The sequence below is a fragment of the Labrenzia sp. R5_0 genome, from assembly GCF_017743835.1.
GTDB classification, from domain to species: domain Bacteria; phylum Pseudomonadota; class Alphaproteobacteria; order Rhizobiales; family Stappiaceae; genus Roseibium; species Roseibium algicola.
Window position 1 is genome coordinate 552151 of record NZ_JAGHRK010000001.1, and the last position, 15420, is coordinate 567570.

A 15420-nucleotide genomic window follows, 5' to 3' on the forward strand; every position below is an offset into this window, starting at 1 on the left:
CGCCTGACTTTTGAGGGTAGTGGCATGCCGAAACGTATCCAGATGACCAGAACAAAGCCTTGGCGCTGCGACGCGCCGGACGCCGTGATCGTCGACCGCACGTCGAAATGGGGAAACCCGTTCAAGGTGGGGGCTGACCTGCCGGGCATGCCGGGCCAGCCGATGGATGCTGCAGACGCATGCCAGTGTTTCGAGTTTTTGACGATTCCAGAACTGCCGGTGCATGAGCTGGCCGGAAAGGATCTGGCGTGCTGGTGCGCGCTGGATGCACCGTGCCACGCCGACGTGCTGCTGAAATATGCCGCGCGCTGCACCGCCGACAAGGGGGTGACACATGGCCGATAAAACCAAGATCGAATGGACCGACGCGACCTGGAACCCGGTGACGGGCTGTTCGCTGGTGTCCGAAGGCTGCCGGTATTGCTACGCGGCCGACCTTGCCGCCAGCCGGCTCAAAAATCATCATTCGCGCAAGGGCCTTGCCAAGCGCAACGCTGCCGGTGTGGCGCAGTTCACCGGCGAGGTGCGGTTCAACGAAAAATGGATCGACCAGCCGCTGCACTGGCGCAAACCGCGCCGGATCTTCGTCTGCGCACATGCGGACCTGTTTCATGAAAGCGTGCCGGATGAATGGATCGACAAGGTGTTCGCCGTCATGGCGCTGTGCCCGCAGCACACGTTCCAGGTGCTGACAAAGCGTCCGGAGCGGATGCGCAGATACCTCAGCGATGTTCAAGCGGCCCGCTGGATGGTCATTGAAGGTGAAGCGCGGGCGATGGGGTTTGACCCGAACGCGATGAATGCCGCTGGATTTGAACGACTGGCGAACAAGGGCTTTTTGCCGAATGTCTGGCTTGGCGTTTCGATCGAAGATCAGCCGACCGCCGACACCCGCATTCCTTACCTGATGAAAATTCCTGCTGCGGTTCGATTTGTATCCGCCGAGCCCCTGCTAGGGCCGGTGGACCTGACACGGCATCTCGATCCTTGTCTGGAACATTGCACCCATGGGTGCTGCGCCGAACATGAATGGGAATGTTATTCCATGTTCGACACGCTCGATTGGGTCATCGTCGGCGGCGAAAGCGGCGACCATGCACGGGCGATGGACCCGCAATGGGCGCGAGCACTGCGCGACCAGTGTTCGGCCGCAGGGGTGTCGTTTCTATTCAAACAGTGGGGTGTTTGGGCACCTCGGAACGCCGTTCCTGATCTGCCGGAATGGAATGCACCCGGCATTCAGTTCGATGTCCATGCCTATCCGTCAAAGGAAGGTGACGCCCGCAATTTTGTCTGGCGCATCGGCAAAGGCCGCACTGGCCGTCTTCTCGATGGCGTGACGCATGACGGGTTTCCGGAGGTGCGGACATGACTGACCTTCCTGTTTATGCCTTGTCCGTCCGTCAGCCGTGGGCCTGGGCGATCATCCATGCCCGTAAGGACATTGAAAACCGCTCCTGGAAACACGGCAATCCCGGTCTGAAGTTCCGGGGACGTGTTGCCATCCATGCCGCAAAGGGCATGACGCGCGATGAATACGAAGATGGCGCGGACTGGATTCGCCGCTGCGGCGCGCGTTGCCCTCATGCGGCGGACCTGTGGCGCGGCGGGATCATTGGCACGGTCGAGATTGCCGACGTTGTCCGCTCTTCCATGAGCCCTTGGTTTTTCGGCCCGGTGGGTCTGCAGCTGCGCGATCCGCAGCCGATCGATTTTATCCCGTCATCCGGTGCACTTGGTTTCTTCCGCTGGTCTGCCGGCGACGTTTCCATGGTTCCCGATCCTGCCCGCTGGATGCTTCAGGAGGGGCGGGGCTGATGGCGGTCTATGTCGACGATATGCAGGCGCCGTTCGGGCGCATGGTGATGTGCCACATGTGGGCCGACACGCTGCCTGAGCTGCTGGACATGGCCGACCGCATCGGCGTGGCGCGCAAGTGGCTGCAACAGCCGCCGAAAGCCTCCTGGGTGCACTTCGATATCGCGAAATCCAAACGCGCCCTGGCGGTGCGCTTCGGTGCCATTGAAACCGACAAGTTCGGCCCGGCGGAGCACTGCGCCCGACTTCTTCTGACATCTGACAATCCGGACACCGTCGCCCGTGGTGAACGGCAGCTTAAGGCTGTCGCCAACTGCCGGGCACGGCGTGCCGGTGAAGTGCAAGGGAGCCTGATTTGATGCGTGACCTTCTGACAGATCTGCCGGCCGTTGCCGGGCGTCCTGGCGGGCGCGAGCTGATCATCGATTGCTTTGCCGGTGGCGGTGGGGCGTCGACCGGCATCTTTCAGGCCCTTGGCCGCCATCCGGATATCGCGGTGAACCACGACGCCGAGGCGCTGGCCATGCACCGGGCGAACCATCCGTCGACGCTGCATGTTTCCAAGAACATCTACCAGGTCGACCCGATGGACCTTTGCCACAATCGGCCGGTTGGGCTGCTTTGGGCCTCGCCCGACTGCAAGCACTTTTCCAAGGCGAAGGGTGCGCGGCCGGTCAAGCGCAATATTCGCGACCTTGCCTGGACGGTCGTCACCTGGGCAAAGCGTGCCCGGCCGCGCGTGATCATTCTTGAGAACGTCGAGGAATTCTTGACGTGGGGGCCGGTCGTGCCGGATGGCGAGGGCGGATACAAGCCCTGCAAGGACCGTGCGGGCGAAACCTTCGACAAGTGGGTGAAAGACCTGAAGCGGCACGGATACCGCGTCGAGTGGCGCGAGCTGCGCGCCTGCGACTATGGCGCGCCGACAATCCGCAAGCGTCTGTTCGTGATCGCGCGGCGCGACGGAAAGCCGATTGTCTGGCCGGAACCGACGCACGGCGCGCCGGATGATCCGGCGGTGATCGCGGGCAAAAAGAAGCCCTGGCGCACGGCGGCGGAAATCATCGACTGGTCGCTGCCGTGCCCGTCCATTTTCGACACGTCGGAAGAGATTTTGCAAAAGCACGGTGTGCGCGCCAAGCGGCCGCTTGCCGAGGCGACCTTGCGGCGGATCGCGCGCGGCGTCATGCGCTACGTGATCGATGCAAAGAAGCCGTTCCTGGTCGTCTGCAATCATGGCGGTGACTGGTTCCGGGGGCAGGGGCTGGATGAACCCATGCCGACGCTCACCGCCTCGCGCGATGCCTTCGGACTGGTAATGCCTGCCGTGGCACCCGTCGTTTCCTATGCACAGCAGGGCGGGGGCAATCGATCGGCAGAAACCCCGCTGCATACGCTGACGGCCAGTGCGAAAGACCAGAATTGTGTGGTGGCACCCTGCTTGGTGCCTCGATATCAGGAAAAGGTCGGTCAAAAGCCGCGCACCAGAAGTGTAAATGAGCCTGCAGCCACTATCGTTGCTGGTGGGAATGTACCTGGCTCTTTGGTTTCGGCTTTTCTGGCAAAGCACAACACGGGCGCGACGGGTGCGTCGCTATCCGATCCTGCGCCGACGATAACGGCGAACGGCTTTTCGAAGCGTCCCGGCGGTGCAGCGCCTGTCGGGCTTGTGTCCGCTCACATGCTGTCGATGCGTGGAAGCGACCGGCGGGATTATCCGGCGGATGCCCCTGCGCGAACGGATTCGGCGGGCGGCAATCATGAGGCAGTCGCGGCTGCGTTCCTGTCGCGGCAGTTCGGCAATTCTGTCGGGTCTGATGCGGGCGACCCTGTCGGCACGATCACTGCGGGCGGTGCGGGCAAAGCGGCTGTCGTCGCGGCGTTCCTTGATACGTACTATGGCACTGAGCAGGCGCTTTCGCTTTCGAAGCCAATGGGCGCGGATACCACGCGCGACCGCCGGTCGCTGGTGACGGTGGAAATCGACGGCCAGACGTACGCAATCGTCGATATCGGCATGCGCATGCTGACACCGCGCGAGCGGTTTCGGGCGCAGGGCTTTCCAGATAGCTACCGGATCGAAACCGGTATCGGCGAGGATGATCAGGAAGTCGCTTTGAGCCAGTCGGCGCAGGGGCGCATGTGCGGCAATTCCGTCTGCCCTGATATCGCCGAGGCCCTTGCCGGCGCCAACGTGCCCGACCTGGTAGTGCGCGAGGTGGCGGCATGAGCGAACAGGCAGAACGCTTTGTCATCACGCGTGGCGCGGAAAGGGCGTTGCCGGACCCGTGCCATCGCCGCCGGGTGCTGATGGCTCTTGCCGAGGCGCACACGGCGGGGCCGCTGCGGATTGAAACGCAGGAGCTGGGCGAGCGCACCGGCCTGGGCGCGTTCGTGCTCTGGCAGGTGCTTATGGATCTGCACCGCGCCAAGTACCTGCAGGCCTTCAACATCGGCGGGCTGATGACGGTTCGCTTTCCCTTCGATTTTCCAACTGATCACCCGGCTTATGTGCATGTGTCGCCGGACAGCACAAAGGAGGCTGCCAATGGATAGGTTCTGGATCAATTTCCGGGCTTACCGGCGGATGTGTGCCGACAGGCCTGCGGACGAAAGGAAGCGCCTGCGGGCAGCCCTGCGCGCCGGGCCTATCTGCGCGCCCTTGCCGTTCCTGGAAGAGTTCGTGAAGCGCCTGAACGCGCACGACAAGGCCCGCGATGGGATCACACATCAAAGCGTCATGACACTAAGCGGCCAGATCGAAGAAGTCGTCTGAAATCCCCAAAACCCTGAATTCCAAGTGGCCGCAATCGTGCGGCCTTTTTTACATGGAGAAATGCGATGGCTGCGCCAGTCACTGAAAAATTCGAAGAACTTGTCCTGGAAGTGGAATTTGATCCGGACGGTTCGCCGGGTACCTATTCCAAGATCTGCGGCATGGTCGACGCGACCGTAACGCGCACCGCAAATATCGACACCGCCGAAGTTCCGGCGGACTGCGATGACGAAAGCCTGCCGTTGCAGACTGAGCGTGCGGTGCGGAACCTCGACGTTTCCATTTCGGCTAGCGGTGTCTGGGCACGCGGCAGCAACGGCAAGCTGCTGGATTGGCTTTATTCGGGGCAGCCGCTGAACGTTCGTGTAACCAACGCACAAGCTGCCAGCGGCGATACTGAAATCGAAAGCGGCCCGGCGTTGCTGTCCCAGCTGAACAATTCACGCACCAAGGGTCAGAAGGTCAGCGCCGAAATCGAAATTCAGTTTGACGGCACGCCCGCGCGGACTGCGGCCGCCTGATGCGTGGCGTTTCTCTCACCTGGGCGGGCGGGCATCACCGGTTTGTCCTGGACATCGACCAGTTGCGGGCGTTGCAGCAGTATTGCGACGCCGGCCCGAATTGGGTGCTGCACAGGCTGACCAATGGGCAATGGCTTGTTGACGACGTGGTGCAGCCGATCCGGCTTGGACTTGAGGGCGGCGGCCTGGCGGCGGAAGAAGCTGAAAAGCTGGTTCGGCTGCACGTCAAAACGCCGCTTGCGCCCTTTGTGCTGCCGGCGCGTGTCATCGTCGCCGCGGCTGTCTATGGCGGGGACGATGAAACGGACGACGCGCCGGGGGAGCAGACGGCCCCGAAAGCGGACGGGGCGGACTTCCAAGAGGGAAAGTGAAGTGGACTGACGTCTACCAATGGGCCGGTATTCTCGGTCAGCCGGTGGGCTCCATGACGCTTTTTGAATTCCGCTGCGCCGTCGACGGATACCGGCGCGCCAACGGCGTCGCAGACAGCGTGCCAATCAGTGACAAGCGACTTTCCGAAATGGGCATTGAGGGATTTTAGGTGGCTGACGACCTTCAGAGACTGATTGTCTCCCTGGAAGCGCGGATCAATCAGTACGAGCGGAATATGGCTCGTGCTGAACGAAACTCTGACCGGCGCCTCGGTAATATCGAGCGCCGGTTCCAGCGCGCGAACAAGGCTATTTCCACTAGCCTGTCACGCTTTGTCGGCCCGGCCGCTGCTGGACTGGTGAGCGCTGCAACGCTGCGCAGCCTGACAGAACTGGCTGACGCCAATACGCGGGTGCAGAACGCCCTGAAGGTGACCGGCGCTGAGGGGGAGAAGCTTCGCCAGGTCTATGACGGGCTTTTCGCGAGTGCACAGCGCAACGCGGCGCCGCTCGAATCCCTGGTAGAGCTTTATTCCCGTGCATCGTTGGTGCAGGGCGAATTGAAAGTCAGCACCGAAGAGCTGCTGAAGTTCACTGACAACGTTGCCCTGGCTCTGAGGGCTCAAGGTGGATCGGCCGAGTCCGCGCGCGGTGCCTTGCTGCAGCTTAGCCAGGCATTGGGGTCCGGGATCGTTCGCGCCGAGGAATTCAATTCCTTGCTGGAAGGGGCGCCGGCAATCACCCAGGCCGCCGCGGCGGGGTTGGAAGAGGCGGGCGGGTCAGTTGCCAAGCTTCGCAGTCTGGTCGTCGATGGCAAGGTTTCCTCGCAGGCCTTTTTCCGGGCCTTCGAAGCGGGTGCGCAGATCCTGGAAGATCGGGTTGCCAGTGCCGAATTGACGGTCAGTCAGGGTTTTGTGCGTCTGCAGAACGTCCTGATTGATACGGTCGGAAAACTCGACGATTCGACGGGAGCTTCCAACAAGGCGGGGGCCGCGCTCGGGCGTATGGCGACGGCTGTGGAAGGGCTCGGCGACTTCCTGGCGCGTGCGGCAGATGGCCCGTTGGGTGACTTCATTGCCGGCATTGCCGAGGCTGATCGGCTCGCAAAGTCCTTTCTTGAAAAGCTGGCCAAAATCTCCCTGAATGATGAGGCCTTCAGTGCCATCGGCAATTTCCTTGCCCCTGCGGAGCTTTCCGAAACCGACAAACTGCTGCAAGAGCGGATCGACCTGATCGAAAAGCTTGAAACGATGCAGCTGACGCCCAATGCCAAAAAGCTCGGGTTTGCAGACACGTTGGCTGCAGAGCGGGATGAAGTTCAAAGGCGCATTGAGGAAATCAATAGTCTTGTCTCTTCAGGTCCCAAGACACGGCCTGTCGTCGGTCCCCGTAACAGTTCTTCCGCTGCGCCAGCGCCTGCCGCCAAGCCGTCGACGGCAGTTTCACCCGTGTCGCTTGATGACTACAAAGTCGATCCAACAGGCGGCGCAAAAGGGTCCCGTGCTCGGGCCGATGCCTACGCGCGCGAGGTCGAGCAGCTGAAGGCGCGGACTGACGCGCTTAATTCAGAAACGCAGATCCTTGGACGTATGGGGCCGCTGCAGACCGACTATGGTTTTGCCATCGAGAAGGCCCGTGCAGCGCGCGAGCTGCTAACGGCAGCCGAACAGCAGGGTTTGGAGGTGACGCCGCAGCTTCAGACGCAAATTGACCAGCTGGCAACCGGCTATGCGAATGCGCATGTTGAGGCGCAGCGATTGGCCGAAGGGCAGCAGAGTGCGCAGCAGATGGTGCAGGAGTTTGCCAGTTCCGGTCAGTCAGCATTGAAAGGCTTTATCAGCGATCTTCGAAGCGGCACCGATGGCGCAGACGCGCTCGCAAATGCACTGTCACGCGTTGGGGATCGGTTGCTTGATCTGGCCTTGAACCAAGGCTTTTCGCTACTCGGCGGTGGCCTTGGTGGCGGGGTGGGGCGCGGCGGTTTGCTTGGCGGTGCAATCATCCCCGGCATTCTCCATTCCGGCGGCATGGCTGGCCGTGACGGGTACGGCCATGGTCGGGCCTTCTCGTCATCCCTCTGGAAGAATGCGCCGCGCTACCACGGGGGAACGGATGGTGCCGGGCTCAAACCTGATGAGGTGCCGGCAGTTCTGCTGCGAGGTGAGAGGGTTATTCCGCGCGGTGGCCAGGCTTCCGGCGCAAGTGTCAGCGTCCAGCAGTATTTCACGATCAGTGGAACGATTTCGGATCGTGATGTTCAGCGAATGATGCAGCAAAACAAGGGTGAGACAATCGCAGCGGTCAAGTCTGCGCTTCCATCCTGGCAATCGCGCCGCCAGGCGGATGGGGCTCTAGCATGACAACTTTTTACGAATGGCCCTGCGCGATCCTTCCGGTCGACGTCATTCTCTGGTCGGGCGGTGCCTTCGAGCAAGGCCGGATCTCATTTGCTGAGCTGGATAACACTTACCGCGTTCCTGGTGGGCGCCTGATGGCAAAGGCCAGTTTTGCGGGCGTTCCTAAGTCAAAAGTCAACTGGTACCAGTGGCTTTGCGGTGTGTTGAAAGGCAATATCTTTCGGCTGCCACTGGACACCAGTGGTCAGGTATCAACGTCTGCGGCAATGAAGGCGGCGGCAGCTAGTTATCCGACTGGTATTCCGTTCTCTAACGGTCTGCCGTTCTCGACAGGGTACGGGTTTCGTTTTCAGCCGACTGCTGATGTCGTCTCTACGGTCCTGGAAGGTGAAACAACTGTCACGTTAGATCTGGTTCGCTGGCCTGGTGTTCTGACACACGGAAAGCTGTTTGGCCTTGGTTATGGTGTCTATCAGGTTCATGAAATTGAATACGACGGCACGGTAGCGACCATAACGTTTGATCCGCCAGCGCGCCGTGACATCTCTGCCGGCGAACTGGCGGAACTGCGGCCGACGTTGTTTTGTAAGGCGGTAAACCCTGACGCGTTCATTGCCGAAGTGAGGCGAGGGCAACTGGCGTCTCCTGGTTCGTTGACATTCCGCGAGGTCGTCGATGCAAACCTATTATGATGCGATCGACGCACAGCTGGATGCGACGGCCGGTGGGGACAGGCAGATACAGACGGCGGATGCAGTCTATTTCGATATTCTGGATACGCCGGTCAGGCTGTGGGCTGGTATCGGGTCGATGATCACGCCTGACGGCCAGCGCTGGCACGGTTTCATGGGGGCCGATGAAAACGGCGGGGTGCAGAGCCTTTTCCACATCGAGCCGCTGGGGGACGTGCGCGACGGTGCGGCGCCGCTTTACGAAATGTCGCTGCACTTCCTGGATGAGGTGACGTTTCTGGAACTGCGCGACATGGCGGCGGCAAAGGTGAAGGGTCGGGACGTGCTCTTTTATTCCGTCCTGCTGCCGAAGAACGGCACCCGCGCCTTGACGCCGCCGGGGGATGCGCACCGTCTGCGCATGCTGGACACACGCTTTTCCGTCAGCCGGCCGATGGGGCAGGGCGGTGAAACCCAGATCCATCGCACGATTACCGTCCTGGCCAAGAACCTGAACCAGGGCCGGTCGCTGACGCACTTCGGCGTGATGTCCGACACCGTCCAGCGGGCACGATCCAAGCAGCTGTTCGACATCGACGGCGACGATTACTGCCAGTTCACCGGCAAGTACGCCAACGGCTACACCATTCAGATATTCTGACCGGCCAACCGGATCTCATCACATGAACCAACTGGAAATAGCGATTTCCGCCACGCTGCAAAGCTGGCGGCAAGACCCTTTTACGTGGGAAGACGCCAATTGCGGCAAGCGGCTTGGCGACTATGCCCGGCGTCTGACGGGCTTTGATCCGGCCGCCCATTGGCGCGGCTTTCGCTGTGGTGCCGAGAAGACGCTTGAAGAGGTACACGCGCAGGGCGGTATGCTCGCCGTGCTCGATACCGCATTGACGCGTGCAGGTTGGAAGCGCGTCCAGGCGCCGGCACGTGGCGACATCATCCTGGCCGACGTTCGGGGCCATGAGGCAAGCGGGCTCTACCTTGGCGATGGCAAGGCAGCCTACAGCCTGGAAAGCGGCGTTCTGACCACGGGCGGCGGTACCGTACTTGCGTCCTGGCGGTGGCCGCTATGAAGCGTCTTCGCATTCTGCTGCTGGCATCCACGTTTTTCGTGACTGCGCCGATCGAAGCGCACGCGATGCCGCCGGTGGTGGCGTTTGTTGCGGGCGCCGGCGCCGCGCTGTTTGGTGGTGCGCCGCTTGTGCTTGGCGGTATTGCCGCGACGACTTCGGCCTATGCGGCCGGGGCTTTTGTCGTACAGGCAGCGCTTGGCGTGCTCGGTTCCACTTTTGGTGCCGTTCTGTTGAATGCTGCAGTCGGGTTGGCGCTGAATTCTTTCGTCAAGCAGCCCGGACTGCCCGATATTCCGCGCCCGAAGCCGCAGGAGCTTCAGTCCAATTTCACGCTGTCCGACCAGCCGCGGTTTGTCCTGTGGGGGCCGAACCGCGTTGGCGGTGGTATCAGCTTTGGCGAGGCGAAGGGCGGGAAACTCTATAAACAGCCGGCACATGGCGACAGCGAAGCGACCAGCGAAATCGGCCTTTGGCTCAACGACATTCCGGTTTCTCTGGACGGAAACAATTACGTCGAGCAGGAGGAATTTGTCTTCCACGGTACGAAGTACATTCGCATTTTCAGACGGCCGGGAACAGTCACGCAGGCCGCGCAGTCTGAACTGACCAGCGTCTTTCCGGAATGGACGTCCGGCCATGTCGGGGCCGGTGTCGCTGATAGCCTGATGATTATCGGCGAGGTTAGCCTGGAGGCTCGGCAATACATCTACAAACACAGAGGTGTGTTCGGTTTAGGTGAACCGGATATCACGCGGGCGGCCTACTGGGGGCGCGCGCACGACCCGCGTGTGCCGTCGTCAGATCCAGAAGACCCGTCGACCTGGCCTGCATCCAACGGCAATCCCGCGCTGATCTGGGCGGCGCACCGAATGGACATCGAGCGCTTTGCGAATTCTGCTTCCGAAATCAATTGGGACAGTGTCGCAACCGCTGCGGATGTCTGCGACGTTGCTATTCTCGACCGTTACGGCGTGTCGGCGCCGCAATATCGTTGTGGCATTGCGATCAACAAGCGCGAAGAAAAGAACATCGACGCCGAAAACCGCATTCTTTCCAGTTTCGACGGCATGCGGTTTGAAGATAGTGAGGGGCGTATCGGCATCATCGCCGGGACCTATTACGAACCTGATGTCACGCTGACTGACGATGATCTAATAGAGGTTGCCAGCGCCGAGGCCGACGACGGCGAAAGCACCTTCACGCATTTCTATGCCGAGTACACCGAACCCGGTTACGGCTGGAAAGGCCAGACGTCGGCCGAATACGTACATCCGGACTGGCAGGAAGGTGACCGGGTCAAGTCGACATCCGTGTCGCTCTTTCCCGTCTACCTGCACAGGCAAGCCGTGCAACTGGTCAAGGTTGCCGCGAACAGACAAAACGAAAAGCGGCGCCTGGCCGTCATCGCAGGGCTGCGTGCCCGGCGTCTGAAAGAACGGCGCACGGTGCGCATTGTTTCGGCGATCGATCCTGGCATCAACGGTGTTTATGAAGTTGCCGGCTTCAAGCGCGAGCAAGGCCAGCTGTTTTCGTCCCTTGCCTTGATCAAGATCGGGTCGGACTGGTGGACACTTGGCGCCGGCGAAGAGGGGGCGCGCCCGAACCTGAATGTTGCCGTCGAGAATGACAATTCGCTGACGAATATCAGTTCCGGCAACATGTCCATTCAGGCGGCCAGCATCGCGGTGAGTGGCGGGAATGCTGCCGCCCGTTTCGTTGCGGCCTTCCCGGCGCCGAGTCGCGCAGATCGTCTGGTGCAGATCCAGTACCGGAAAAAGACAACTAGCACCTGGGAAGAGATGTCAGTGCGTGCTCAAGACGGCGCAGCGGCGTCTGACGTTGTCTCTGATGGCGATGTTTACGAATTCCGCTGGCGCGTTTGGTCAATCGGAGGCGACGTTTCCAGTTGGTCGAGCATCGTCGAGGTGGCGGCGGTTGCTGACCAAACTTCGCCAGGAACGTTGCAGGCCTTCGCCGTCAGTTCACCTTCTGCGGGGAAGGTCGATGTCGACTTTACATCGCCCGACAGCAGCAACTATTTCGCAACCAGGATCTTCCGCGCCGGCTATGCGCCTGGATACAGCGGGCCTTATGACTTCGGCGACGCATCACAGGTGCGCGAAGAGCCTGGTTTCAAAGACACGGCCGACACGTGGCAAGACACAGGGCTTGCAACGGGGCATTACGCCTATTGGGCCGAACCGCTGAACGGTTCTGGCGGCGCGGGAACCCGGTCGGGTCCGCAAACCGTCGACGTCTCCTGACGTCACCAGATCTTTCCCAAAACTACCGACAAGCTAGGAGCGCCGTAAATGGTTGCCACTCCCAAGGAAACCTATAAGGGCAGTCCGGCCAGCGACACTTATCAGCCGCGGCCGAACGATATCATTGCGCTGTTGACCTTTATCCAGGCAATGGCAGGTGCTGGCGGTATTGCGGTCAATTCTGCCGCTGCGCTCGATGCGATCGCACCAACGCAGGACGGTGCGGGAGCGATCATTTACGGATCTGGCGACCCGGCTGTCGACGGCATTTATTCTTGGGACCTGTCGTCAACGGACTGGATACGGATCGGGCCGCTTCCGATCACGTTCGCCGAACTGGAAAACGTCGCAGGCACGGCAAACGCAATAACGGCAGACGTCGTCGGGCATGCTTCGCCTGGCGAGCTGAAATGGATCGTCTGGACGCCGCTTTATACGAACACGGCTGGCGGCGGCGAGGTGTTAGACCTTGGCAATGGTGATGAACCAATCACCAGTGGCTCTGGCGGCGATCTCGCACCAGGCGACCTGGTCAGTGGCGTCACGACCATGGCGTTCAAGGATTCGGCCGGCAATTGGCGCCAGTTGGTTTCGTCTCGGTCTGGCGCAATCTTCGACCATAAAGGCGATTATGAAGCTGGAACCACTTATACAGAAGGGCAGGCGGTGACCGGCTCTGATGAAGCCTGGTATCAGCTGAAGGTCGCATCTGCGACGGGGGACGATCCTGTTTCCGGTGGTTCCGGCGATTGGCTGAAGATTCTAGAGCCGCCCGTCGCGACTGTCGCGGACGGGTCGCTCACAACTGCAAAATATGCTGACGAAAGTGTCACTTTTGCAAAGTTGGGTTCTGATGTCGGCGTCCATTTGACCGTTAGCAGCGTGGCGGCCGTGAAGGCAATCGCTGTTGCCAGCGTTTCACCCGGTGACCTTGTTTATTGGCGTGGTTTCGACAATGCGACCGACAATTGTGGCGGCATGGGGATTGTCGTTGGCAGCGTTGCCTCCACGACACTTGACGGTGTGGTGATGAACCTGGCCGCCGGCAGCTACCACGTCCGCCGCGTGGATCTGGGCGAAGGACCCATTCACACTAGGTGGTGTGGGATCAAGCCGAATGTTTCGTCTTCTGCGACCTTCAACCCGGACAGCTTTGCTGCCAATAATTCGTCCCGATGGGAGACATTGAACGATTTCTGTGAAACGCAGCTCTATGCTTGGATTTCCGGTTCGACGGCCGCTTACGTCGTCACCAATGGAATATATGTCGATCCTGGCATCCATGATTTTGCAGACGCGGCCTCGCACACGCTTTCTCCGGGCGTGACCGTGGACGGTGCTGGAATGCTGATTTCCATACTGCGAACGAACTACAGTTCAGCCAACGATTTCATCGTCTGTGACGGCAGCTTGAGCGCGTCCTACGGTGCTGGCAATGTCATCCAGAACATCGGCATACGGCACTTTTCGACCATCACCACAACGACCAAGTACGGGCTTCGCTTTGACAGCATCGTGCGCGGTCTACATCTGGTGAATGTCGCCATTTACGGATTTGGCATTAATCTGCGCACCGTTGATTGCTGGGATATTGAGCTTACCAACGTTTGGCTGGAAAGTGCCTATTACATCAACTACTCGACGTACGGAAACATCAACTCATTCTCGGCTCGCGGGTGCCGCTTTGATGGCACGCGCTACGCATCGTCATATGCAAACGTGAGCATCAACGACAACAACCACGCAGCCCGCCTGGTGAAGTTTGATGATTGCGCCATCCAGCGATCTGAGACTGTCGGTATCAAGTTTGAGGGCGTGTTCAACCTGGAAGTCAGCTCCTGCCAATTCGAAGGCAATAATCGGCAGGACACTTCCTCTCCGGACATCTGGGTAGAGGCGACCGGCACATACTCAACCGCGAGCAAGGTTTCCGTCGATATCAATAACAACTATTTCACGACGACCGGCAGGAATGGCGCGACCACGAGTAGGGCGATAAATATTCGAAACGATGTCGGTATTGGGTCAGTGCTACGTGTTCACGGAAACTGCGTTGCAGACAATACGTTCGGCACTTTCATCGATATTGATGGCAACTACGCCTACCAGTTGTTCTGGCAGAACCGAAACATAATCGGGTCTAACTCAAACAGTATTCCGGCAAACGTCAACCAATACTGATGCCAGGCGCTAATTCTTCCGCTCTTTACCCTCCCAGATAACCGGCGCGAATGCCGGAATAGGTGATCCATGTTCCGTTTGATTTCGGACTGGCGCAGCGTCGTTGCGTCTTCTCTCAGCTTCTGGATGCAGATTGCTGGCCTGCTGGTGCTGATCCTGCCTGAGCTTTGGTATGCCGCGACCGGGCAAGACTATAATCCGGTTCTCGCGTGGTGGCTTGGGGTGTTGTTGCTGGTGGCGGGTGTCCTTGGCCGGATCTGGCGCCAGGGGCTGCCCTGGTGGCGAGAATGGCTGCGCCTGATCGGCGTTGTGGTGCTTGTGGTTCTGCTGGCGCTGCTGGCCACCCGTGGCGCATCGGCTGAACCGGTCAGCGAAATTGAAACGCTGCGCGTCGCGGTGCCGTTCATTGCAAAGGAAGAGGGGAAAAGAAACGAAGCTTATCTTGATGTCGTGAGGGTTCCAACGATCTGCTACGGCTCGACTCGTGGCGTTTCCCTTGGCATGAAGATGACGGACGCAGAGTGCCTGCAGCTGCTGCGCGAAGAGGTGGCGGAATACCGGCGCGGGCTTCATGCCTATTTCAACCTGACGACCAAGTATCAGCGACTGACGCCTGAACGGGATGCGGCCTATACCTCAACCGCTTTCAACTGTGGCATTCGTGCGATCGGGCGCAGCACCGCAACACGCAGGCTCAACGCGGGTGACATACGCGGCGGCTGCAAGGCTTTAACCTGGTGGAACAAGGCTGGCGGTAGGGTGCTTCGCGGTCTGGTCAACCGTCGCGAACGCGAGCGCGCACTTTGCCTTCAGGGGCTGTAATGCTCGGCTTTCTGTCAGACATCTGGGGCGCCGTCACGGGCTTCGCGCAGGTGGCGGTTGCCGGCGGCGTGCTGGGGCTCGCCTTCGTGGTCTACGGAGCGCGGTTTCACCCGGCGGTGCCGGCGCCGGCGCGCGAGCTGCTGGTGCTGGTGTTCGGTGCTTGCCTCGCCGTCGCCGGGTTTCTCGGTTCCGGCATTTATCACGATCGATCGGCGGAACTTGAACAAGCGCAGCGTGACCTTGAACGCTGGCAAAAAGTGGCGGCCGAACAGGCAGCGCAGCGCGAGCGCTATCAGGGCGTCGCTCGGCGCCAGATGCAATTGGCGCAGGATCGCGCCTTCGCTCTTCAGAATATGCAGGAGATTGTCGATGATTATGAAGACGCCCTGGCATCGGGCGGCGCTGGCAGTTGTGCTGCTGACGACGCTTACAGCCGGGCGATGCGATCCATCCGGATCACTGGACCTGAAACAGCCGAAACTGCCGGACCCTGAAACGGACCTGCAGACGCCTTGCCGTGATCCGGGAACGACCGGAGACAAGGGGCG

The 15420-nt window shown here is 60.4% G+C and carries 18 protein-coding genes; all 18 read left to right on the plus strand.

Annotation, left to right across the window (positions count from 1 at the left end; all coding sequences use genetic code 11):
* Positions 1-24: 24 nt before the first annotated feature.
* The 18 genes from J7447_RS02535 to J7447_RS02620 all read left to right on the plus strand — a co-directional run bounded on the left by J7447_RS02535 (position 25) and on the right by J7447_RS02620 (position 15366).
* Positions 25-345: a DUF4326 domain-containing protein gene (locus tag J7447_RS02535; RefSeq protein WP_209168657.1), complete on the plus strand. Its 321-nt coding sequence runs from the start codon at positions 25-27 to the stop codon at positions 343-345.
* The gene (locus tag J7447_RS02540; RefSeq protein WP_209168658.1) at positions 335-1372 is read left to right on the plus strand and encodes a phage Gp37/Gp68 family protein; all 1038 of its coding nucleotides are present in this window, start codon (positions 335-337) and stop codon (positions 1370-1372) included. Before J7447_RS02535 ends, J7447_RS02540 begins: the two co-directional genes overlap by 11 nt.
* Positions 1369-1818: an ASCH domain-containing protein gene (locus J7447_RS02545; RefSeq protein WP_209168659.1), complete on the plus strand. Its 450-nt coding sequence runs from the start codon at positions 1369-1371 to the stop codon at positions 1816-1818. The genes J7447_RS02540 and J7447_RS02545 overlap by 4 nt, the downstream gene beginning before the upstream one ends.
* Positions 1818-2177, plus strand: a complete 360-nt coding sequence (locus J7447_RS02550; protein WP_209168660.1) for a DUF4031 domain-containing protein — start codon at positions 1818-1820, stop codon at positions 2175-2177. The genes J7447_RS02545 and J7447_RS02550 overlap by 1 nt, the downstream gene beginning before the upstream one ends.
* Complete coding sequence (locus J7447_RS02555; protein WP_209168661.1) at positions 2177-4048, plus strand: DNA cytosine methyltransferase; 1872 nt, start codon at positions 2177-2179, stop codon at positions 4046-4048. The genes J7447_RS02550 and J7447_RS02555 overlap by 1 nt, the downstream gene beginning before the upstream one ends.
* Complete coding sequence (locus J7447_RS02560) at positions 4045-4374, plus strand: hypothetical protein (protein ID WP_209168662.1); 330 nt, start codon at positions 4045-4047, stop codon at positions 4372-4374. Before J7447_RS02555 ends, J7447_RS02560 begins: the two co-directional genes overlap by 4 nt.
* Positions 4367-4594 carry a hypothetical protein gene (locus J7447_RS02565; protein ID WP_209168663.1) on the plus strand — a complete coding sequence of 76 codons (228 nt, stop codon included), beginning with the start codon at positions 4367-4369 and terminating at the stop codon, positions 4592-4594. The genes J7447_RS02560 and J7447_RS02565 overlap by 8 nt, the downstream gene beginning before the upstream one ends.
* Before the next feature lie 65 nt (positions 4595-4659).
* Positions 4660-5115, plus strand: a complete 456-nt coding sequence (locus J7447_RS02570; RefSeq protein WP_152511175.1) for a phage tail tube protein — start codon at positions 4660-4662, stop codon at positions 5113-5115.
* The gene (locus J7447_RS02575) at positions 5115-5486 is read left to right on the plus strand and encodes a gene transfer agent family protein (RefSeq protein ID WP_209168664.1); all 372 of its coding nucleotides are present in this window, start codon (positions 5115-5117) and stop codon (positions 5484-5486) included. The genes J7447_RS02570 and J7447_RS02575 overlap by 1 nt, the downstream gene beginning before the upstream one ends.
* Complete coding sequence (locus J7447_RS02580; protein ID WP_209168665.1) at positions 5483-5656, plus strand: hypothetical protein; 174 nt, start codon at positions 5483-5485, stop codon at positions 5654-5656. The genes J7447_RS02575 and J7447_RS02580 overlap by 4 nt, the downstream gene beginning before the upstream one ends.
* Positions 5657-7846, plus strand: a complete 2190-nt coding sequence (locus J7447_RS02585) for a tape measure protein (RefSeq protein WP_209168666.1) — start codon at positions 5657-5659, stop codon at positions 7844-7846. It abuts the gene before it with no gap.
* The gene (locus J7447_RS02590) at positions 7843-8535 is read left to right on the plus strand and encodes a hypothetical protein (RefSeq protein ID WP_209168667.1); all 693 of its coding nucleotides are present in this window, start codon (positions 7843-7845) and stop codon (positions 8533-8535) included. The genes J7447_RS02585 and J7447_RS02590 overlap by 4 nt, the downstream gene beginning before the upstream one ends.
* Positions 8519-9175: a hypothetical protein gene (locus J7447_RS02595; RefSeq protein ID WP_209168668.1), complete on the plus strand. Its 657-nt coding sequence runs from the start codon at positions 8519-8521 to the stop codon at positions 9173-9175. Before J7447_RS02590 ends, J7447_RS02595 begins: the two co-directional genes overlap by 17 nt.
* 22 nt (positions 9176-9197) lie before the next feature.
* Positions 9198-9605 carry a hypothetical protein gene (locus tag J7447_RS02600; RefSeq protein WP_209168669.1) on the plus strand — a complete coding sequence of 136 codons (408 nt, stop codon included), beginning with the start codon at positions 9198-9200 and terminating at the stop codon, positions 9603-9605.
* Positions 9602-11869 (plus strand): hypothetical protein, encoded by a 2268-nt coding sequence (locus J7447_RS02605; protein WP_209168670.1) that lies wholly within the window; start codon positions 9602-9604, stop codon positions 11867-11869. Before J7447_RS02600 ends, J7447_RS02605 begins: the two co-directional genes overlap by 4 nt.
* Before the next feature lie 48 nt (positions 11870-11917).
* Positions 11918-14050, plus strand: a complete 2133-nt coding sequence (locus J7447_RS02610; RefSeq protein WP_209168671.1) for a hypothetical protein — start codon at positions 11918-11920, stop codon at positions 14048-14050.
* Positions 14051-14119: 69 nt separating this feature from the next.
* Entirely contained in the window at positions 14120-14872 is a 753-nt protein-coding gene (locus J7447_RS02615; RefSeq protein ID WP_209168672.1) for a lysozyme, read from the plus strand.
* Complete coding sequence (locus J7447_RS02620) at positions 14872-15366, plus strand: hypothetical protein (RefSeq protein WP_209168673.1); 495 nt, start codon at positions 14872-14874, stop codon at positions 15364-15366. The genes J7447_RS02615 and J7447_RS02620 overlap by 1 nt, the downstream gene beginning before the upstream one ends.
* Positions 15367-15420: the final 54 nt, after the last annotated feature.